19 protein-coding genes are annotated in these 21,655 nt (G+C 39.8%); 4 read left to right on the forward strand and 15 right to left on the reverse strand.

Going from position 1 to position 21,655, the window contains the following annotated elements; genetic code table 11:
- Nucleotides 1–91: 91 nt before the first annotated feature.
- From PL8927_RS21495 to PL8927_RS21505, 3 genes are all read right to left on the reverse strand, one after another.
- Entirely contained in the window at nt 92–2,350 is a 2,259-nt protein-coding gene (locus PL8927_RS21495; protein ID WP_083625506.1) for a protein-arginine deiminase family protein, read from the reverse strand.
- 140 nt (nt 2,351–2,490) lie between these two features.
- Nucleotides 2,491–3,510 carry a calcium-binding protein gene (locus tag PL8927_RS21500; protein WP_083625507.1) on the reverse strand — a complete coding sequence of 340 codons (1,020 nt, stop codon included), beginning with the start codon at nt 3,508–3,510 and terminating at the stop codon, nt 2,491–2,493.
- Nucleotides 3,511–3,867: 357 nt separating this feature from the next.
- Nucleotides 3,868–5,208 carry a Ycf66 family protein gene (locus PL8927_RS21505; RefSeq protein WP_083625508.1) on the reverse strand — a complete coding sequence of 447 codons (1,341 nt, stop codon included), beginning with the start codon at nt 5,206–5,208 and terminating at the stop codon, nt 3,868–3,870.
- A 695-nt stretch (nt 5,209–5,903) separates the two neighbouring features.
- On the opposite strand from PL8927_RS21505, the gene PL8927_RS21510 reads away from it, so the two are divergent.
- Nucleotides 5,904–6,731: an EAL domain-containing protein gene (locus PL8927_RS21510; protein WP_083625509.1), complete on the forward strand. Its 828-nt coding sequence runs from the start codon at nt 5,904–5,906 to the stop codon at nt 6,729–6,731.
- Between the two features lie 237 nt (nt 6,732–6,968).
- Here PL8927_RS21510 and PL8927_RS21515 read toward each other — a convergent pair whose 3' ends face one another.
- From PL8927_RS21515 to sufB, 4 genes are all read right to left on the reverse strand, one after another.
- Nucleotides 6,969–8,231, reverse strand: coding sequence for a SufS family cysteine desulfurase (locus tag PL8927_RS21515; RefSeq protein WP_083625510.1), 1,263 nt, complete (start codon nt 8,229–8,231; stop codon nt 6,969–6,971).
- Nucleotides 8,232–8,320: 89 nt separating this feature from the next.
- The gene (gene sufD, locus PL8927_RS21520) at nt 8,321–9,700 is read right to left on the reverse strand and encodes a Fe-S cluster assembly protein SufD (RefSeq protein ID WP_083625511.1); all 1,380 of its coding nucleotides are present in this window, start codon (nt 9,698–9,700) and stop codon (nt 8,321–8,323) included.
- Nucleotides 9,700–10,482 (reverse strand): Fe-S cluster assembly ATPase SufC, encoded by a 783-nt coding sequence (gene sufC, locus PL8927_RS21525; RefSeq protein WP_083625512.1) that lies wholly within the window; start codon nt 10,480–10,482, stop codon nt 9,700–9,702. The genes sufD and sufC overlap by 1 nt, the downstream gene beginning before the upstream one ends.
- A 164-nt stretch (nt 10,483–10,646) precedes the next feature.
- Nucleotides 10,647–12,083: a Fe-S cluster assembly protein SufB gene (gene sufB / locus PL8927_RS21530; RefSeq protein ID WP_083625513.1), complete on the reverse strand. Its 1,437-nt coding sequence runs from the start codon at nt 12,081–12,083 to the stop codon at nt 10,647–10,649.
- A gap of 154 nt (nt 12,084–12,237) precedes the next feature.
- Between sufB and sufR the strand changes: the two genes are divergently transcribed.
- Together sufR and PL8927_RS21540 are read left to right on the forward strand one after the other, a co-directional pair.
- Nucleotides 12,238–12,966 carry an iron-sulfur cluster biosynthesis transcriptional regulator SufR gene (sufR, locus tag PL8927_RS21535; protein ID WP_083625514.1) on the forward strand — a complete coding sequence of 243 codons (729 nt, stop codon included), beginning with the start codon at nt 12,238–12,240 and terminating at the stop codon, nt 12,964–12,966.
- 42 nt (nt 12,967–13,008) lie between these two features.
- A complete protein-coding gene (locus PL8927_RS21540; protein ID WP_083625515.1) occupies nt 13,009–13,365 on the forward strand; it encodes a hypothetical protein in 357 nt (118 codons plus the stop codon).
- Nucleotides 13,366–13,419: 54 nt separating this feature from the next.
- On the opposite strand, the gene PL8927_RS21545 is transcribed toward PL8927_RS21540, so the two are convergent.
- Complete coding sequence (locus PL8927_RS21545; RefSeq protein WP_083625516.1) at nt 13,420–14,091, reverse strand: Uma2 family endonuclease; 672 nt, start codon at nt 14,089–14,091, stop codon at nt 13,420–13,422.
- 261 nt (nt 14,092–14,352) lie between these two features.
- Entirely contained in the window at nt 14,353–15,216 is an 864-nt protein-coding gene (locus PL8927_RS21550; RefSeq protein WP_083625517.1) for a Tab2/Atab2 family RNA-binding protein, read from the reverse strand.
- A 448-nt stretch (nt 15,217–15,664) separates the two neighbouring features.
- On the opposite strand from PL8927_RS21550, the gene smpB reads away from it, so the two are divergent.
- The gene (smpB, locus tag PL8927_RS21555; RefSeq protein WP_083625519.1) at nt 15,665–16,132 is read left to right on the forward strand and encodes an SsrA-binding protein SmpB; all 468 of its coding nucleotides are present in this window, start codon (nt 15,665–15,667) and stop codon (nt 16,130–16,132) included.
- Between the two features lie 103 nt (nt 16,133–16,235).
- On the opposite strand, the gene PL8927_RS21560 is transcribed toward smpB, so the two are convergent.
- The 6 genes from PL8927_RS21560 to PL8927_RS21585 all read right to left on the reverse strand — a co-directional run bounded on the left by PL8927_RS21560 (nt 16,236) and on the right by PL8927_RS21585 (nt 21,457).
- Nucleotides 16,236–17,081, reverse strand: coding sequence for a GIY-YIG nuclease family protein (locus tag PL8927_RS21560; RefSeq protein ID WP_083625520.1), 846 nt, complete (start codon nt 17,079–17,081; stop codon nt 16,236–16,238).
- Between the two features lie 22 nt (nt 17,082–17,103).
- Complete coding sequence (locus PL8927_RS21565; protein WP_083625521.1) at nt 17,104–18,066, reverse strand: N-acetylglucosamine kinase; 963 nt, start codon at nt 18,064–18,066, stop codon at nt 17,104–17,106.
- A 150-nt stretch (nt 18,067–18,216) separates the two neighbouring features.
- Nucleotides 18,217–19,101, reverse strand: a complete 885-nt coding sequence (locus tag PL8927_RS21570; RefSeq protein WP_083625522.1) for a S1 RNA-binding domain-containing protein — start codon at nt 19,099–19,101, stop codon at nt 18,217–18,219.
- A gap of 181 nt (nt 19,102–19,282) precedes the next feature.
- Nucleotides 19,283–20,023 (reverse strand): dienelactone hydrolase family protein, encoded by a 741-nt coding sequence (locus tag PL8927_RS21575; RefSeq protein ID WP_083625523.1) that lies wholly within the window; start codon nt 20,021–20,023, stop codon nt 19,283–19,285.
- Nucleotides 20,024–20,096: 73 nt separating this feature from the next.
- A complete protein-coding gene (locus PL8927_RS21580; RefSeq protein ID WP_083625524.1) occupies nt 20,097–21,287 on the reverse strand; it encodes an RNA-guided endonuclease InsQ/TnpB family protein in 1,191 nt (396 codons plus the stop codon).
- On the reverse strand, nt 21,284–21,457 hold the full coding sequence (locus PL8927_RS21585; protein ID WP_156093278.1) for a hypothetical protein: 174 nt from the start codon (nt 21,455–21,457) through the stop codon (nt 21,284–21,286). Before PL8927_RS21585 ends, PL8927_RS21580 begins: the two co-directional genes overlap by 4 nt.
- Nucleotides 21,458–21,655: the final 198 nt, after the last annotated feature.

Here is a 21,655-nt window from a genome sequence, read left to right on the forward strand (position 1 = left end):
TTCTAAATCTACCCATTATTTTAGATTAAATTCTAATTAATCTAATATTAAAAGAAGAATACTAATCTAAATATTTTAATCTATCATAAACCTATTGTTGGAGAGGTAAATCTTGCCAGAAGGGTTGTTCATTTCCTAGACGAGTGGTATTTGTGGCACTGTAAATATTACCTTGTAATTCTTGATAGTAATCATCCTCTAGGAAATTAACATTAATTTCCGCAACAGCAACCCGGCGTTTAAAGTCTTCTTGGGTATAGTCTCGGCCATCAATTAACGGCCCTTTGGGATTAGAAACTAATAATTCTCCATTGACATAAACACAATTAATTAAATTCGGCCACCAAGCATAACCACTATAACTAAATATTGCTGGAATTTCAATGATTTGATCATTTCTGAGATTGAATTCTTTTTTCAGTTGATTAATTAAGGGGTCAATTTTTTCCTTTTGTAAATTTTGATTATGTTGGAGCAATAATTGATTATTCAACGCGGCTCTGACGGTGGTTTGAGTGCTTAATCCTCGATTAATAGCTGCCCCTTCATAACCTTGTTTTTCGAGTTCTTTTAATAGTTTAATTCCTTCCCCTGGACTGGCAATTAACATTAATGGCTCACCGGAAGCAGTAGAAATAAAATTAATAATTTCATCGACATGACGCATCATCAACCAAGAGGTATCAATAGCAACAGGATCACCTTGAATTTTTTGCGCTTTTAAAAACTCAACAACTTCAGGATTTAGACTCACATTGTCGGCTGTGCCATAATAAATTCTTCCTAATGGATAATCGGGTAAAGCCGGAGTTACGGCTAAATTATTATACCAATCTGCCCATTGATTAAACACATCTAATTGCCGGGGTTTACTAACTTCAAACCAGCCGAAATTTTGATTCATTAAAGATTGAGCATAATTATCACTTTCTGTGCTACGGTTTCCTTTTAAAACAACGGGATATTCCTGTAAACCTTCAGCATTCGGAAATTGAACATAACCAATTTCTTGAGTTCCTTTCATCCATAAGGTTGCTCCTGGTGTCACTTTAACATTGGCTCCGGTGGTTTCAACTATTGTTTTTACCTCTTGAACAATGGTTTGATTATCACCGCGATCGCTAATATGAACTTCAGAAACGGGTGCAGTATTAGGAGACATAATCCAAGGCGCAACTCCCATTGAAATCGTATCCGTTGCGATGATAATTCCTTGTTTGCGGGCGATGGCTTTTAAACTAATTAAACCCGACCAATTTTGATTAGCAAATTGTTTAGCTTCTACCCCTAAAATAATATCTGAACTAAATTCTAAAGGCGTTGTACCGGATAAATCAATCGGTTTCCATCCCGTTGAGGTTTTCTGGAATATATTAATATAAGATCTAGCCGTTTCATCAACACTCATTAATAATTCTGAACCCTTATAATCTTGAGATACTTTAAAATGAACCAGGGCTAAATCCTTTTCATCTTCAGCCCCATTAACCCCTTTTTCTCGCCAGTCGGGTAAGCCATTAAGATCATCATCATCATTATTAAATAAAACTAACGGCCCTACTGATAAAGACCATTGTTCTGGGCGTTGTTCATCGGCTTCATTAACAATACCATCTCGGTTCGTATCTCCATAGAGTTGAAACCCTGGAAATTGAGGATTAGCGAGGGAAACTGGGGAGAGCGTTTGCGGTTTTTCCGGTTGTTGTTTTTGGGATTGTTGTGCTAACGCTCGTTGATAAGTTGCGATCGCTAAATACCCTTGATATTCTACAATTTTATCAATGGCTTTAGAACTCAAAAAAGACTCTCTGGGAATTTTTCTGAGGGTATCAATAGCTTGTAACCATAATTGTTGGGCGGTTTCCCAATCTTCAATGGTATTGGTTTCAGGTTGTTTGCCAAAAGTTGCAGCTTCAGTGGCGATTTTAATTGCTTGATTCCAACTTTCTAGGGTTTTTTCTTCAAATTTAATTTGGGTTTCTACTTGACGGTTCGCTTTAACTAAGGTTTCATATTGTTTGAGTTGGAGTTGATATTCCCACGCTTCTAAATTACGATTAATATCGGGAGGATTAGAGACTTTCTTTAATTCCGCTTGGATGAGATCGCGCAATTGATATAATTCAGCTAAGGATTTAGGTGTTATTTCGATGGTTTCTAAGTTAGGGTTTCTGCGAGTATTCGTTTCAAATCCTTGCAGTTGTAGTCCTGAGTCGTTAATGCGATACTCCAAATTCAGATCCGTCGGTGCGGACTGAGCTAAGGTTGAAGGGGCGGGTACTAGGATAATTCCAACGACTACACCCAAAGCGTTAATTAAAGCAACAGCAATGTAGCGCATCCAGTTCATCTTTCTTCCTCAGATATCCTGATTGATTGTACCTGAAATTGACGTCACTGTTGATCGGGACGGGAGAAAAAGATTTAGGGAGTTGGTGCGTGCGCGGAGCTTACGCACCCTACAAGTTTAGAAGAAGTTGGGTTTTGTTTCTATCCAATTCCCAACAATTCATCACTAATATTAACAATATTAATACTATTTTTAACAATATTAACATCGGTAGTATTAGCAACGACTCCGAAAATATTTCCTGTTGTGGTTTGACGAATAATAATCCCTTGGGAGGCTCCAGTGGCGAGTTGTAAATTAGCCGTTTGATCAAAGGTTTCTAAGGTGAGTTGTTCAGAAGTTAAACTGGCAATAATAATAATTTTATCTCCTTCTGTGGGTTTAAAATCGGTAATCAAATCGGCTTCAGTGGCGTTTAGAGGAACTTCTGAGGGATTTGCACCTAAAATAAAGGAATCCGCATCAGCACCTCCAGTGAGGATATCAAACTCTAAATCTCCGATTAAAATATCCCGCCCCGCGCTCCCTTCTAAAATATCTTTTCCTTTCCCTCCTCTTAATAGGTCTTCGCCATCTCCTCCGATTAAGAAATCATCGTCACGGTTGCCATTAATAATATCGTTTCCAGTATCGCCATTAAGGGTATCATTTCCCTGACCTCCCCGAATTAAATCTATCCCTTCTGCACCGGATAATTGATCATTTCCGGTATTACCATTCATGACATCGGTTTGATGAGAACCCACTAAAATATCATCACCCGCTAAAGCCAGAATTCCTCCTGGATATTCTACCGTCCATTCGGGTAAAATTACGCCTGTGGGTAGTTGTGGAAAATTGAAATTGTTGGCAGGTGCTAAGATATCAATATCATCGGTTAATATAAATAATTGTGAGGATTGTCCTGACAACTGGGTCAAAGTTTTATAACTACTTAAACTATTAATATCGCTGAGAATTTGACTGGGTTTAACCTCCAAAGTTGGGGCTGTATTCAGGGTGATTTGGGGGTTTTGTTCTAATAATTTCTGCACCCAAGGTTCTGCAATGGGGAGAATTGTGTTAAATAGGGGTTCATATTGGGGAAAAAATGTGAAAACGACGGGTTCAGCAATTGGCCAAATAACATCGCTAACAAAGTTAATAATTTGGTTAAACATAGCTGGGAAATTTTAGGTGCAAATCATTCGTTATTCTTTTTGATTTTGCACTTTGATTTCCGAGAATTCAGGATGATTTTTTTAAGATAAATTAAAGATTTGTATTCTAATATGAAATCTAGTTATTAACGCTACAGATGATCCCCCCTAACCCCCCTTAACAAGCAGGGCGTTTTCAAAGTCGGGTGTAAAAAAGAAAATAAAAGTGATCTTTTATTGATAAAATCAAAAAGAGATCACTATTTTNGCAGGGAACAGGGAATAGGGAACACCGCAGAAAAAGATTTCAGCGCCCTTGGTTTACTGGCTCAGTCTTTGTCCTAACCCTTCTGGCGACTGCTATACCGCAAAAAATTATTATTCTGGCTTGGGTTCAGATTTAGACTTAGACTTAGATTCGGTGGATTTTTGAGCCGCCGCTTTTAAATCGGGGTCGGGAGGTTGGGGACGAACTAACGGGGGATGGGTTGTTTCCTCAGATTCAGTTGCTTCGGCGGGAGTTTCGTTTTCTGACACAATCGTAATTTCCTCTACGTTTTCGGGGTTTACCTGATCAATCACCGAAGATATTTCCTCAATTACAGATTCCTGAGTTTCCTCAACAATAAGATTCACCTGTTCTGCGGTAATCTCCACAATTACTTCAACCTGGGGCGCAGCCATTTGTTCAAAGGGTGAAGGAGTCGGTTTATCAATCACCTCTGTTGTTTCTGGCTCTGTTGAGGTGTCCTGATCAACAATATCAGCAGTTGGGGCAACGGTCGCTTCTAAATCCTCAAATTCTGCAAATTCTGAATCCGCCATCACAGTCTGACTGTCCGATGTCGTTGATTCTACAACCGTTGAAGCGGGGGGAACTGGATTAGGTTCAGGAGATTTAGGCTGGCGGTCGGTTGTCGGTTTTGGGGTTTTGGCTTTAGGTTTTTTCTGGAATAAACCTGTTAAATTGCCGATCGCACCCGATAACATTCCGACGAGCGCCGGGATAGATTTCTGCGGTTGGGAAGCCGTTTTTGGAGTCGTTACCTCTGGAGTCACCACAGGTTTTGTTTCCTCTGGCTTCTTGGGTGCTTCTGGGGGTGTTTGTACGGGTGCTGTTGCGCTTGGAAAGGTGGGTTCAACCGTTGGGATTTCTGGCGTTTCCTCAACAGAGACTTCAAGGATGATTTCTGCTTCAGTTGTAGACGAGATCGGGGGTTGCTCTGCCACCTTCTGATCCGACACCTCGCTCACATCGGGAGAGGTTGACAGGATTTCCGGTTCGGGTTCGGGTAGATGCTCTACCGGAGCTTCTGGAATAACTGGATTGATTGGGGATACAGGTTCAGGCGGTTTAACAATATTAATCTTCGGTGTAGATTGAGGAGAAATCCCAGAGGACTGACGACCTAGAAAGCCGTTCAGTCGTTGTTTAACATCCGCCGGAATCGGGGTTTGTTGAGCCACAGGGGTTGCTGCTCGTCGTAGCACCAGAATTTCCGATCCAAACCAAACTAATAACGATACACTCGCCACTTGACCCAATAATACAGCCCCAGTAATTCGTCCTGCACAGGCCCACAAAATTAGTGCATAAAATAATCCGACTCCACTCCAGACAAAATCACTTTTACGGTGAACTTCTGGAAAGAAGAAGGCAGCCATATAAAGGGCGAAACTCCCTAAACCTATTGCGATCGCCAGGATATACGCCAGCATTTTGCCCTCCCACTCTATCAAGAAACCTCTATTGCGTTATTTTACCGTTAACTGGGAAATGTTGACGGTTGACTGTTGGCTGTTGGCTGTTGACGGTTGACGGTTGACGGTTGACGGTTGGCTGTTCAAAGTCAGCGAGCGAGGACGCTCCCCCTGCTTCCCCTTCTCCTCCTCTCCCTCTGTTCCCTGTTCCCTGTTCCCTGTTCCCTATCCCCCGTGTGATTTTAATCACGACTAGAGACTGTGCGGAATCATACAGACAGGATGTGTTGTCTTATTACTATAGACATAGCATAGACAATAGGGTGCGGTTAGAAAGTGAATTTAGGGGGGAGTTAATCATGTTAGAAAAATTATTGTTAGCGGCTTTTATCACATTGTCTCTTCATTTACAATTTGGCGTAAACTGGTTAAGCTCGAAACCAGCATCCTCAAGCGGGATCGCATTGCAAATGGATATGGGAAGAATTGTTCTGTCTCAAAAAATCATCAAGTAGAGTTTGTTAACTCAAGCTCTGATTAGAGATCAGACAATCCTCTATCGAGCAGATAGAGGTTCCCTAAACAACAAATTAATCGGGATGAAATTTTTCTCATCAAGAGTTCATCACCCGTTCACCCTTAATCGTTATCATCACCAGTAGAGTTAGTGATTTGTGCATCTAGTCTCACGCTCACTGGAGTTTTAGTTAACCATGTTTTCCTCCGATTTGAAAGCTCATCGGACTCCATTCTACGCTCCAGATAATCCTAAACTGATTCGATTATCCAACGATGTAGCATGGATTCAGGTCATTGAAAGTGCGATATTGAATAATCGCTGTGCTTTATATCTTCAGAATGTTGTTTCTTTAACAGAACCCGATTCTCGACAATATTATGAAGTTTCTGTGCGATTATTTGATCCGAAGGGTAGGATGATTCCTCCCTCGGTTTTTCTTCCGGTGGCTGAACGGTATTCTTTACTTCCTGATCTGGATCGTTGGTTGGTTGAAAATCTGTTTGCATCCTTAGTCAAAATTGATGCTAACTTAATCAAAAATAGTTGCTTTGCAATTAATTTATCAAAGCACAGCCTGAATAAAGTTGATTTCGTTAGTACAATTCATGAAAAATTAAATCAGCTAGAAATTTCTCCTGAATTCATCTGTTTTGAAATTACCGAAACAGTGGCTTTATCTAATTTAGAAATTGCCTCTGATTTAATTACCTATCTTCAAAGTTTAGGTTATTACTTTACTTTGGATGATTTTGGTCAAGGATTATCTTCTTTATCCTATCTCCAGCATTTACCTGTCGATTATATCAAAATCCCAGGTATTTTTATTAGAAATATGCTGAGTGACCTAACGGATAGAAGCATTGTAGAAATGATTCATTACTTGGGTCAAAAGATGGGATTAAAAACCATTGCTGAAGACGTAGAAACTGAAGCCATTTTTCAGCAAGTTAAAGCCATTGGAATTGACTACGCTCAAGGATATTATCTCAGTAAGCCTCAACCCTTTGAGCAGGTTTTATAGCACTAACAATTAAGGTTTTTGACAATACCAAGCCTTGTAACAAGGGTCATAACTTACAGTTAATCTGTTCCCTGTTCCCTGTTCCCTAGCGCGTAGTGCTATAACTCAACCGTAAAGTAAGATAAAATGATCAGAGTTTGTGATCAAGTTCCAGTTTCTTGAACCCCCCGAAATGTTAAATCCTATTTTGATGAAATTAATGGTGCGTGCGCGTTGCTTACGCACCCTACAAATGTTTTAATTCATCATTTGTTTAAAAAATGCGATCGCATCTTTTAACGCTACAATAAATACATCAATTTCTGCTTTAGTATTGTAGAAATATAAACTCGCTCTGGCGGTAGCATTAACCCCTAAATAGCGATGTAAAGGTTGGGTGCAATGATGTCCTGAGCGAATGGCAACCCCCCCATCATCTAACATGGTTGATAAATCATTGGCGTGAATACCCTCAACACTAAAAGACGCTAAGGCGGCTCTGCCTTCTCCGTTAGCATTGGGTAGGGGGCCATAAAGTTTTAATTCGGGAATTTCTCGCAATCTTTCATACAAATAAGCCGTTAATTCATGTTCATAGGCTGCGATTTTATCCATACCAATTGACATTAAATAATCGATAGCTGCCCCTAATGCGATCGCTTCTCCAATTGCTGGAGTTCCGGCTTCAAATTTATGGGGTAATGCTCCTACAGTAAAATGATCTAAAAACACCTCATCAATCATTTCTCCACCCCCAAAAAACGGCGGCATGGCTTCTAATACCTCTAATTTGCCATATAAAAAGCCGATACCCGTAGGAGCGCACATTTTATGACCGGATGCCACTAACCAATCACAATCGATTTTCTGCACATCTAAGGGGGTATGGGGCGCACTTTGGCAAGCATCTATTAATACTTTTGCGCCGTATTCATGGGCAATTTGAGTTATTTCTTCAATAGGATTAATACAACCCAATGTATTAGAAATATGAACAAGTGAAACTAATTTTGTTTGCTCTGAAAGTAAGGTTTTAAACTGTTCTAAATCAAATTCTTGAGTTTCTGTTAATTCCACAAACTTGATCACCGCGCCTGTTTTTTGGGCAACCATTTGCCAAGGAACTAAATTACTATGATGTTCCATGACACTGAGAATAATTTCATCCCCTGCTTTTAAGGTATTTAAACCCCAAGAATAGGCAACAAGATTAATGGCTTCACTCGCATTGCGGGTATAGACAATTTCTTGATAGGATTTAGCATTAATAAATTGAGCGACTTTTACCCGTGCGGCTTCATAAGTATCCGTTGCTTTGGCGCTTAAGGCATGAACCCCCCGATGCACATTAGAATTATACTTTTGATAATAATCTTGAATGGCATTTAATACCGCTAACGGTTTTTGAGAGGTGGCGGCGTTATCTAAATACACTAAGGGTTGACCGTTGATTTCTTGATGTAAAATCGGGAAATCTTGACGGACGGTTTCAGCGAGTGTTTTTTCTTGAGTTAACATCATTTTTAATATCCTTAAGTCTAATTTGAGACTGACATAGAAACCGGGTTTCTGAAGTAAAAATATCAGGATGAGAAACCCGGTTTCTGGGGTTAACTAAATTCTGTGCGACAGGAAACGCAACGGGATAAGACCTGCTTTAACGTTTCTGAGGGTAATTCGGCTAGAATTTCGGCGGCGAAAGCATCAATTAACAGATGACGACTCATCTGTTCATCTAACCCTCGACTCCGCAAATAGAAGACTTCATCTTCTTCTAATTGACTGACGGTTGCGCCATGAGAACATTTAACATTATCCGCCACAATTTCTAACTGGGGTTTCGTGTCTATTCTTCCTTTTGAAGATAGCAATAAATTCCGACTCAGTTGATTGGCATTTGTAAACTGTGCCGTTTGGGGTACAAATACTTTACCATTAAAAATACCATGTGCTTTGTCATCGATAATACATTTATGCAGTTGATTAAATGTACCCTGTTGATGATTGAGCATCATGGTACTATGGGTATCCGCTAACTGTTCACCGCCAATTAATGTTAATCCATTCAGAGTGGTTTCAGTTCCTTCTCCCCGTTGATAAACTTCTAAATTATGACGAGAGAGTTGAGATCCTAAACTAATAGCATGGCAAGTATAACGGCTATTTCGAGATTGAAAAACAGCGTTTTTGCCAATGTGAAATGCTGTTCCTGCACCCCGTTGTACCCTTGTATGCTTCATTTCGGCGTTTTCTTCTAGGAAAATTTCGGTGACAGCATTGGTAAAATAGGATTGCACTTTTACTCGGTCAGAACATCCGATAATTTCGGCGATCGCATAATGTTCAATTAAGCTGATTGAACTTCCAGTTTCTGCTACAATTAAGGTTCGGGGTTGATTGATCACCGGAAGATTATCCGGTAAAGCAATGAATAATAAATGAATCGGGTCTTCAAGGATTTTATTCTTTTCAACCCAAAGGACTGCTACATCATTTAACCCGGTGGTATTCAGGGTTGAAAAAACATCTTGATTTCCTTGTTGTTGACTGAGATAGTTGGGAATACGAGCTTGAAATTGTTCGGGAAGTTGTGCTAAATTGCCAATAAAAACACCCTCTGGAATTTCTGTAATATCAGAAAGTTGGGGTGCATAAATCCCATTAACAAATACAATCCGTTTGTGTTCGGCTTCGGGTAATATTAAAGAAGCGATCGCTTCCGCTTCTAAGGGGACAAAATTAGCAGCTTGAAAGCGATGTTCTAATAAGGGCGATAAATTGGTAAACCGCCATTCTTCATCCCGTTGGGTGGGGATTTCTAATTCTTTCACCCAAGTTAACGCATGATCTCGAATCTCTTGCAGTTGAATCGCAATTTCAGACCCAAGGGGATAGGGAGAAGACTGTTTAGAAAGTCCGTTTTTAATTTCTGCTAACAGATGGTTTAAATAGGACACTTCCGGTTTTTTTGTGACTGTAATCTTGTTCATTAAACCCCCACCATTGACGCAGCAACAACATTATCATAGCCTTGTTCTTCCAGTTCTAAGGCGAGTTCTTTTGTGCCTGTTTTAATAATTCGTCCATCGGAGACAACATGAACATAATCCGGCACAATATAATCGAGTAACCGTTGATAGTGAGTAATCAATAACATGGCGTTATTTTCATTGGCTAATTGATTGACTCCATGAGCAACAATTCGCAACGCATCAATATCTAAACCGGAATCTGTTTCATCTAAAATCGCTAATTTGGGTTCTAATAACGCCATTTGTAAAATTTCATTGCGTTTTTTCTCCCCGCCTGAAAATCCTTGGTTAACGCTGCGTTCTAAAAATTCATCCCGCATTTTAACAATCTCTAGTTTTTCTCGGATTAATTCATCAAAATCAAAGGCATCTAATTCTTCTAATCCTTTATGTTTTTGATGAGCATTATAGGCAACTCTCAAAAAGTCTACATTACTCACCCCAGGAATTTCAATTGGATATTGAAACGCCAAGAAAATTCCGGCTAAGGCGCGTTCTTCGGGTTTTAATTCTAATAAATTTTGACCGAGAAAGGTAATTTCTCCTCCGGTCACTTCGTAGCTAGGATGTCCGCTTAAAACCTTAGAAAAGGTGCTTTTTCCCGAACCATTTAAACCCATAATGGCATGAATTTCTCCCGCTTTAATTTCTAAATTAAAGCCTTTGAGGATTTCTTTATTGTCAATATTAGCCGTTAAATTTTTAACGGATAAAATCAGTTCGCTGTTTTCTTTAATCATGGTTTTATGTTGTTAGATTTAGGACTTTTTTCCCTCGTTCCCTGGTTCTACCAGGGAATGCAGTCAGGAGGCTCTGCCTCCTTTTTTGAATAGAGGCAGAGCCTCTATGTTTCGTTTCTAGGTAGAACCTAGAAACGAGGGGGGCGAGAGGAGGAAAGGAATGATTAACCAACAGTTCCTTCTAATTTTAAGCTCAATAATTTATCAGCTTCGACGGCAAATTCCATCGGTAATTTATTGAACACATCTTTACAGAAACCGCTAATCATCATTGATACAGCATCTTCGGCAGAAATTCCCCGTTGGGAAAAATAGAACAGTTGGTCTTCTCCAATTTTAGAAGTAGACGCTTCATGTTCAACTTTGGCACTATTATTTTCCACTTGAATATAGGGAAAAGTATTGGCTTGCGCTCGATCTCCGATTAACATAGAATCACATTGAGAATAATTTCTCGCGCCTGCCGCTTTCGGCCCCATTTTGACTAAACCCCGATAACTATTGGAGGATTTCCCGGCAGAAATTCCTTTAGAAATAATCGTGCTCCGGGTATTTTTGCCAATATGGATCATTTTGGTTCCGGTGTCCGCTTGTTGTTTATTATTAGTCAGGGCAACGGAATAAAATTCACCCACTGAATTATCCCCCACTAATAGACAACTGGGATATTTCCAAGTAATAGCAGACCCGGTTTCTACTTGAGTCCAAGAAATCTTAGAATTTACGCCTTTACATAATCCCCGTTTGGTGACAAAGTTGTAAATTCCGCCTTTGCCTTGTTCATCTCCGGCGTACCAATTCTGCACCGTAGAATATTTGATTTCCGCATTGTCTAAAGTGACTAATTCCACAACAGCAGCGTGCAGTTGATTAGTATCAAACATCGGGGCGGTACAGCCTTCTAAATAGGTGACAGAACTACCTGATTCTGCTACAATTAAGGTACGTTCAAACTGTCCCGAATCTCCATTATTAATCCGAAAATAGGTAGACAAATCCATCGGACATTGAACGTCTTTAGGAATATAAACAAATGACCCATCACTAAACACCGCAGAATTCAACGCCGCGAAGAAATTATCGCCAACGGGAACCACACTGCCTAAATATTTTTCAACCAGTTCAGGATGTTCCTTGACCGCTTCAGAAATAGAACAGAAAATTACCCCATCTTCCGCTAATTTTTCTTTAAAGGTTGTGGCAATAGAAACACTATCAAAGACAGCATCAACCGCCACATTAGAAAGACGTTTCTGTTCGCTTAAGGGGATGCCTAATTTTTCAAACGTTTCTAATAAAGTGGGGTCAACTTCTTCTAAACTGGTTTTTTTCTTTTCAACTTTGGGAGCGGAATAGTAGATAATAGATTGATAGTCAATGGCCGGATAATTGATATGGGGCCAAGTGGGTTCTGCCATTTTTAGCCATTGTTGATAGGCTCGTAAACGGAAGTTGAGCATGAATTCTGGCTCATTTTTTTTAGCCGAAATCAGGCGAATAACATCCTCACTGAGTCCACGGGGTATGGTGTCTGACTCAATATCGGTGACAAAACCGTATTTGTACGGTTGGTTGACTAGGGTTTTGACGGAAGCACTCATAAGCTTAAATTTAGTGTTCGACGGTTCTCAACGGATGACAGACGGGTGGTAAGCTGTAGACTTAAGCAACAGATTTGTTACTTAAGTCTATTTTAAGCTACATTAACAACAAGCGTATTGTCAAAGTCCAAATTCATTAATTTTTGTTAAGACGATGGCCACCACTCAGCAGCAATCCACGAAACACGATATTCTGCAACTCCTTCTCAAGCAGGGACAGGCAACGGCCCAGGAGTTAGCGGAAACCCTTGATATTAGTCCCCAAGCCATTCGTCGCCATCTCAAAGATTTGGAACTGGAGGGGTTAATTGCCTATAATTCGGTTCAGGTGGGGATGGGGCGACCTCAGCACGTTTATGAACTGACGACTCAAGGACGGGAACATTTTCCGAACCGTTATGATGAGTTTGCGATTTCCTTCCTCGATACTTTAGCGCAAACTGTCGGACATGAACAGGTCAGTCAAATTTTACACAAACAATGGCAACGAAAAGCTATCCAATATCGGGAAAAAGTTGGGCAGGGTTCGCTGAAAGAACGGGTAGAAAAATTAGTTGAATTAAGAAAAGCCGAAGGGTATATGGCTGAGTGGTATGCGGTGGAGTCAGAACAATTGGATACTCAGCGAGAACGTTATATTTTAACGGAACATAATTGTGCCATTTCTAATGTTGCCGAATCTTTTCCCAGTGTGTGTGGTCATGAATTAGAAATGTTTGGGGCTATTTTAGAAGATTGTACGGTAGAAAGAACCCATTGGATTGTGAATGGGGAACATCGTTGTGGCTATTTAATTATCGGAGGAAACAGGGAACAGGGACGGGGAACACCGGAGGAAAAGACAGACACAATATCTGGTTTGTTACATCAATCTTTGTCCTAACTGTGGTGCTGCGACTGGTATATTAACTAATCAATAAAACCTATGGAATTTTTAACTGAGGACGAAGCAATTCAAGTGGATGCGGCGTTATTATCTTCTAAGGAGAAGTTTTCAACGCGGTTAGCAATTTATGCGTTACGGTGTTTGAAACAAATTTCTCAAAACGAAGAAATTATTATTGAAAATATTAAACCGGAGCAAGTTCAAAGCTGGATTGAAAAGGATGCGAATTTTCAAGAAAAATTAGAACTAGATGCTAATTTTAAGAATTTTTTTAGTCAGTTAATCTTGGCTTCATTAAAGCCTTTAAAACAAGCATCTCAAGCGGAAAATATTCCCATTCAAGAATTAACTGTTAAACAGTTAATTCAATGGTTTGAGCAGGAATCTAAAAGGTAAAATAATAATGATAACATTGTTCTCTGATTGGGGTAAGTTATAGTCAGTGCGATATTAAGGATTTTCTAAATTAACAATTTGCTGAGAAAACCAGAATGCTGCATTAAAATTATTGGTTTTTTCTAATTGTTCTAAGGTTAATTCTAATAATACCATAGGTAAGCCATTTAACGCCAGAGAAGTGTTGATTTCCTGGTATTTTCCATTCTCTTGTAAACGAAAGGCGATCGCCCGTTTTCCTCTAATATCAATCACCCAATATTCAGGAATTCCTAACGCGGCATACAGTTGTTTTTTCTCATCTAAATCAATAGCTAAAGTGGTATCAGAAATTTCCCCGACTAAATCAGGAACTCGCCATTGTTCTAAATTGATTCTTCGGGGTTCTCCTTCTTGCCATTTAGGAGAATTTTCACCAATATATAATACTTTATCCGGTGAAGCCGCCCGTTGGTTGGGTTTTTCAATAACACATCCACTAAAGGAATTTGCTAAGACCCCAGGTTCACGGGAAAACCACACATAAAATAAGAAACTCAATAAATCATTCACATTAGAGTGATTAATGCCTTCATTTCCCATATCAATCCACAAATATCCTTGATTAAATGTAATATTAATAGTGTCTAAATGGCGATTATTAACATAACCCAAATAATCCTCCCAAGTAGCAGGTCGCCATTGGTTCTTTTGAGTTAATTCAGGAATAGAAACTAGGGTTGTCATGGTTTCATCCTCATTTAAAAATAAGGGATATAGCAATCTTCAATAATTTCTGAAAAATCCTGTAGGGGTGGCGTCCCTCCCAACCCTCTTTGTACCTGAGTTTGGAAACCAAACCCCTACGATAAAATATTACAACCTATTGAGGGTTGCTATATTGATTTTAACATGGGGTTAAGGTGGTGCGTGTGCTACGCTTACGCACCCTACGGATTAGAATTTTAGTAATAGTGGTGCGTGTGCTACGCTTACGCACCCTACGGATTAGAATTTTAGTTCTTGTAATAGCCAAAATCCCGCAAAGGATTCGGAATTAGGGTCAGATTGAACTGCTAAAAAATGCACGTTTTTAGCCTTTTGTTTAGCAATTTCAAAATTTTGGGCTTCTCCTTGGGTTTTAGCATCGGCTAAATTATCTAAAATCCAGCTTTCATTTTCCCCCGTTTCTAATAATAAACTAGGACGGGAACTGCTATCAAATCGTAAATAAGCTAATTCTAATCCTGACATCCAAGCGGCTAAAGGAGTCGCCCTAGAGGAGTAAATAATTAACCCTGGAATAGAGGTTTCTGGAGTTAACCCCACCATTGATAATCCGAAGGCTTCACCAAAGCTAATATCCCATTCTGACAGGTCAGAAAAGGCGCTCGCTTCTAAACTCACAAACGCCCATTTATCCCCCCGCAAAGCATCAGGAAGCGGTTGAGGTTTGAACTCCAGAAACTGAACGGAAGGGTTAGCCCCCTCTTGATAATTTTCTAAAGTGGGATAGAATGTTTCCATGCGTTCCTGTAACCATTGATAGAGGGCATAGGTACGCCGACTGGCAGAGGAAGGAATGGCTAATTCTTTACAGGATTTAGAAATCATATTCGCCATCGGACGACGAAAGAAACGAATCCGAGAGGGGGGTGTAGGGACTTTGGCGATCGCATCTTCAATGGCTTGTTTTAACCAAATTGAGTTGACTTGGTTACTGGGACAAAACTGGGTGTAGCGAAACATCGTCTCGGCGCGATCTTCAATATTAAGCGGGGTTTCACAGATTAAGACTTCCCAAACTTTCTTCCCTTCTTCGTCCCGCAGGGGGCGACTATAAAAATCGAGTTCCCAAATAGTTGATTTCATCGATGGTTAGATTCTACTGCATAAGTTTACCCTATTGTTAATGCTAGGATGATTCGGTTGTTCTGATCAATATTGACTTAAAAATCTTCAGAGGGTCAGTTTATCTGTTATTTATTATATTAATAATAATTAGGACAGAAATTCTATTAGCCCTGAACTAAAGTTCGGGCTAATAGCTGAAGTTATCTAAAGATAACTAAAGACTTAATTTTATTAACCCGTTTCAACGGGTTTGTAGGGGCGGGTTCAACAAGATCTTTTCTGATTAACCGCAACCCCACTGAACCCGCCCCTACATTCAATCGATGCCATAAATCTTTACAAAAATCTGTAATACCAAGAAACCGGGTTTCTGCGTTAACCTTTGCTACTAACAGAAAGATCAATTGAGAAACCCGGTTTCTGACCCCAATAGACATTAAACCGAATCATCTGCTAAATTGAGACTATGAGCAAAAACACAGAAGGATATAAAATTGTTAGCGACAACCGCAAAGCCCGCTATCTTTACGAGATTTTAGAGACGTATGAGGCGGGAATCGCCCTCCAGGGAACGGAAGTCAAATCGATTCGGGCGGGTAAAGTTAACCTGCAAGATGCCTATGCTTTGATTCGCGGAGGTGAAGCCTGGTTGTTGAACGCCCACATCTCACCCTTTGAGAAAGCCAGCGTTTATTTTAACCATGATCCTCGTCGCACCCGCAAGTTATTGTTGCACAAAGAAGAAATTAATAAACTCTTAGGACAAGTCGAACAAAAGGGATTAACTTTAGTTCCCTTGAAAATGTACCTCAAAGGCGGACGAGTTAAAATTGACATTGCCGTTGGCCGAGGCAAAAAACTCCACGATAAACGGGAAGATATTCGTCAAAAAGATGATAAACGGGCGATGGAGCGGGCGATGAAACGCTATTAGAAAATTTGTGTTATCGCAGGGAATAGGAAGGAGGAAAAAAGTTCACCGTCTAGGGTGGAGGATCAGTCTACGGAATATCTTTGATATTCAAAAGGTTGGATAGCTAGGAGTTGAGCCAGAGTAGAGGGACTGGATCACTTGTAAAACAAGACAGCCCAGAAAGTTCGTAATTAGTGTTTTTCTCTACATCAACAAATACCTCTTCAATAACGGCACGAAAATTTACTCCAGCCAGTTTTACTACTTGAGATTGATTTTTATATTTTTGAAAGTCATCTGTAGGCGTGATATGAATAACAACACCATTACAGGCAAACTCCCAATGGTTATTGAATGAACGATGCTGTCGTGCTCTTGTTCGTTGTTCTCTGCTGCCTGGACGAAAAACCTCTCCAGCAAATAAATTAAAATTGCTATACCTATGACGTTTGAATTTAAGGCTTGTATTTTGATTCTGATTCTGTTTAATATACTCTTTAATTTTTGCTGCTGTTCCCTTAGCTGAACAATCTTTCCAGTCATATTTGAGATGAACGTTGAGTAGCCTATCAGGGGTTTTAGGCTCAATTCCAATAATGATTAATCGTCGTGAAAAAGTTTTCAGAAAATCCCTCAACACAACTTCTGATGGTACAACAGTAGGTGTTTCAACTTCCGTATTATTTAATAATGGTTGGAATCGTTTAATTGAGCTTCTCTCTGCTTCATCTAAGTCCTCTTCATTCCATGCTTGCCAAGCAATTCTAACAGAGCATTCTTTATCAATTTCTTCTAACTTATAAAGGCGGTGATGATTTTTCCACCTTGCTACTAATTTTTTGGCTTTGCCGACATAGAGAACTCTGTTATTGGCATCTATGGCAAAGTAAATAGCTGCACAATCCGGTAATTTTTTACGTTCAGCTAAGGGCAAAGATGGTAGTTGAAAAGGATCAAGTATTGTAGACATTTTGTATAGTTTTTATTTAATTTTAAGTTAGTGTTTCTAATGCTAACAATCCAGCACCATAAGCAGGTTCATGACGCGGAGAGATAATATTAGCTAAAGGTGCGATCGCGTTAATTTCAGCTTCAAATTGACGGCGAAAATTGGCTAATCCTTGCCATACTCCTCCCATGACCACAATTTCAAAGGATTCTGTGGGTTCAAATAAAGAATTAATAGCAACTTCTGTAGCTAATACTAATTCATGGGCTGCATTTTTAATAATAGTTTGAGCAATGGAATCACCGGAAGCCGCAACTTGATCCACAATGGGGGCTAAACTAGCAATATCTTTAACTTTCCATCCTTGACGGTAAACCACGGGAATTAATTCTTCAATAGAATTTAAACTTAAAACCTCTTGAAATTTTGGAATCAGTTGAGTTGATTCTAAGCGACCATCATAGGAACGTAACGCCGCTTTTAACCCTTGAACAGCAATATCATAACCACTGCCTTCATCTCCTAAAATATACCCCCAACCGCCGACTCTTTTACTGATTCGGTGATGATTTTTTCCGAATATATGGGAACCTGTTCCTGCTATGACAACAATACCAACAAAGTGACCTAAACCACCGACTAAGGCAATTACACTATCACTATTAATAATAATAGTTTCCGGGGTTAATTTCCAGTCAATCGGTAATTCTGAGGAGGTTTGAATCTCTTCAATTAAATTGCGAATTATTTTAATATCTTCAGAACGTCCAACCCCTGCTAATCCTAAACTAATTCCTTGAATCGGAACGAACCCTTCTAAGGCTAAAAAACTATGTTCAACCGCTTGTTTAATTGCTGAAATAATCGCTATTTTAGCAGCTTCTATTCCAATTGTTTGATAATTTGATGGCCCAGCTTGTCCGTGTCCTAATATTTTGCCATCAGCACTCATTAACACACAAACCGTTTTAGAACCGCCACCATCAATCCCTAAAACATGAATCATTGTTCCTTATTCCCTATTCCCTATTAACAGGTGTTGGGTTTCGGGTGTTGGGTTTCATTCCTGTTCCCTGTTCCCTGTTCCCTTAAAACCTAAATTGTGAGTTTTCCCCCTAAAATTAATTAAAATATAGGGGGATTTTTAAAGGTTGAATTACAGATTAATTAACTTTCTAGCTCGTTCAGAACGAGCTTCAGCAGATTCCATCACTTCTGATAATTTTTCAACCACTTCACCCGGATAATTTTCTAAAATTCGGGTAGACAGAGAAATCCGATGGCGACCTTCATCTAAACTAATCACCATCGCTTTAATCATTTGACCGACGGGAAAGAGTTGGGGTAAAGATTCAACATATTTTTGGCTAACTTCTTTAATGTGAATTAACCCCGTCACCCCTTCAATATCGACAAAAACACCGAAGGGTTTAACTCCCATGACTTTCCCTTCGACGAGTTGACCGACTTCTAATTGACTAAAACCGATGGATTGAGAAGCTAACCGTTGGGATAAAACAATTTTATTTCGTTCGACATCTAATTCTAAGATACTAACATTTAAGGATTGTTCTATTAACGATTCTAAATCGTCTTTTTCTAAAAGATGCGATCGGGGAATAAATCCTCGTAAAGAATAAACTTCAACCGTAACACCGCCGCGATTAACTCCAGTCACTCTAGCTTGTAGGGATTGACCACTGTTTTGAACATCAAGGAGTTGATCCCAAACTTGTTTAAGTTCTAATTGGCGGATGGAAAGTAACATTTGACCATCTGCATTTTGCTCTCGAATAATTAGAAAATCTCGCTCTTCTTTTAACGGCAGAATTTCGGAAATATCCTCAAATTCTATAACAGAAATCTCTTTTTTGGGAATAAAACCTGGTGATTTAGCACCTTTAATGTCAATGTAAGCACCATCGCTGGTATATGATTCTACCTGACCCTTAACGATTTGCCCTTTGTGTAAATCATAACTGTGTTGATCTAGGGCTTTGGCAAAATCATCAAGGGAAAAGGACGGGTTTTTAGTAGCCATAGCAAAAAGTAAAGAAAAACAAAAATTAAGGTCTTAGGAACCTGCTTATAACGTTGCTCTCGTCTTCAACAACACTCCAATCATTTGAGCATAACATAGTTGAGGAGTTGACGGTTGACTGTAATCAGTTATCAGTTATCCCTTCTCCCCTTCTCCCCTGCTCCCTTGCTCCCCTGCTCCCCTAACCCCTTAACTGCTGATCAAATAAACCTTTAACCTGTATCCAGGCATCTTGGGCCGCTTCAGCGTTGTAGGTGCTACGTTGGTCGCAGAAGAAGCCGTGATCGGCTTTGTAGCGGAAAATTTGATGGGGAATTTGATGATTTTGGAGTTCGGTTTCAATTTGATCGACCTGTTCGTTAGGAATTAACGGATCTTCTGTACCAAAAAAGCCATAGAGAACCCCTTGAATGTCTTTTGTGCGGGTGATGGTTGCCGCCCCGCCTCCGGGGATCATTGTGGCAATAGCACCGCCATAAAAGCAAGCTGTGGCTTGTATATCGGGTAGGGTAGCGGCTAAATAAACAACATGGCCCCCAAAACAAAAACCAATAGCCCCGAATTTCGGTTGCAGGTTGGGGAGGGTTTTCAAATAGTTGAGGGTGGCTTGAATATCGCTTAATAGTTCGTTGGCGGTGGTTTGATCTTTATATTTTCGGCCTAATTCGATATCGGCTTCGGTATAACCGACTTCAAAACCGGGGGCTTGGCGTTGATAAATAGCAGGTGCGATCGCAATATATCCTGCTTTGGCGATGCGTTCGGTAACATCTCGAATATGAGAATTTACCCCAAAAATTTCTTGAATCACTACAACACCGGGAAATGGCCCTTCTCCGGTGGGTTCCGCAAGATAGGCATCAATTTGTAATTCCCCATTAGGAACCTGAACATGAGCCGCGCGAATAGGTTGATTTATCATGATCTTTCACCGTGCTATCATTGACATCCTCCCGACACTAACGATCAAGCTAATGGTGCGGGATTCCCAAGGCTCACGACTTGGGTTTCTGCTTCCGTCCCTTACGGGTTTTCGCACCTGCCTCAACAAATTTACTCTGTTCCGGTCTTACGGTCGCTCCACAGACTGACACGGCCAGCCCGGCCGCCAAAATATTATTTGCTGCATTAATATCACGGTCATGATGTCTCCCACAATTAGGACAATCCCATTCCCTGATATTTAATGGCAATTTATCTAAAATGTGTCCGCAGTTTCCACAGCGTTTGGAACTGGGAAACCATCGGTCTATTTTGATTAACTTTCGCCCGTACCATTCAGCTTTATAGGTTAATTGACGGACAAATTCTGCCCAATTTGCATCACTAATTGCTCTCGCTAATTTAGGATTTTTGACCAGATTTCTCACGGCTAAATCCTCAACCACTATCGTTTGATTTTCCCGAATCAGTTGAGTGGTTAGCTTGTGAGTAGAATCCCGTCTACAATCGGCAATTTTAGCATGAATTCGAGCTACTTTTTTTCGAGATTTCTCTCGATTCTTTGAACCTTTGATTTTCCGACTCAAAGATTTTTGAGCAAGTCGAAGTTTTTTGTATAACTGATTAAAGTGTTTGGGGTTGGCTACCTTAACACCGTCAGAGGTTGTCAATAGGCTAGAAATTCCTAAATCTATTCCTACATTTTTATCGGTGGGTTCTAATTTGTTATTAGTTAAATCATCAATTCTTAAAGAGACAAACCATCGACCACTAGGGTCTAACTTAACTGTTATAGTTGAAGGTTGACATTCTTTTGGAAGTTGACGACTCCACCGAATCAGTAAAGGTTGTTTATTCTTAGCTAGATAAATTTTACCGTTTTTATAGGTGAATGCAGATGACGTAAATTCTGCACTACCTCCATGACGTTTCTTTTTAAAGTTGGGATATTTAGCCCGACCTGCAAAGAAGTTGGTAAAAGCGGTTTGCAGATGTCTTAATCCTTGTTGAAGTGGAACTGAGCTAACATCATTTAGAAAGTTCAGTTCTTCTTCTTTTTTCCATTCAGTTAACTGGGAAGATGTTTCACAATAACCTACTCGTTCTTTTTTTTCATACCAGGCTTGGATTCTGGCTGCTAATGCTTTATTGTAGATTAGTCGAACACACCCCAATGTTCTCCTCAACAGGTCTTCTTGTTCAGGAGTTGGATAGAATCGGTAGCGATAGGCTTTTTCTGTCATGTCTTACATTCTAACACGGAATCTGTAATTTGTTTTTTGATGTCCCGCCATTCATCCCGACACCAACGTTCCTTATGGTGCGGGTCTTCTGGCTCCCATTTTTGATAATATACCCAGATATACCCAAATCTGGTAATATAGAAACTATGACAAAAAATTATAAAATTCATAGAGTTCTCCAAGAAATTAGTCGTGAATTCAATCACAATAGTTATTAGGTTTTAACTTTTTAATACTGACATGAAACAACCAGAAGTATTACCCCAGATCCAGTGTTCCCTGTTCCCTGTTCCCTGTTCCCTGTTCCCTGTTCCCTTTTAAGCCTAAATTTTGAACACAACTCAAATAGGATTGCTATATTTTGTTAA

This window comes from Planktothrix serta PCC 8927 (assembly GCF_900010725.2).
Taxonomy (GTDB): domain Bacteria; phylum Cyanobacteriota; class Cyanobacteriia; order Cyanobacteriales; family Microcoleaceae; genus Planktothrix; species Planktothrix serta.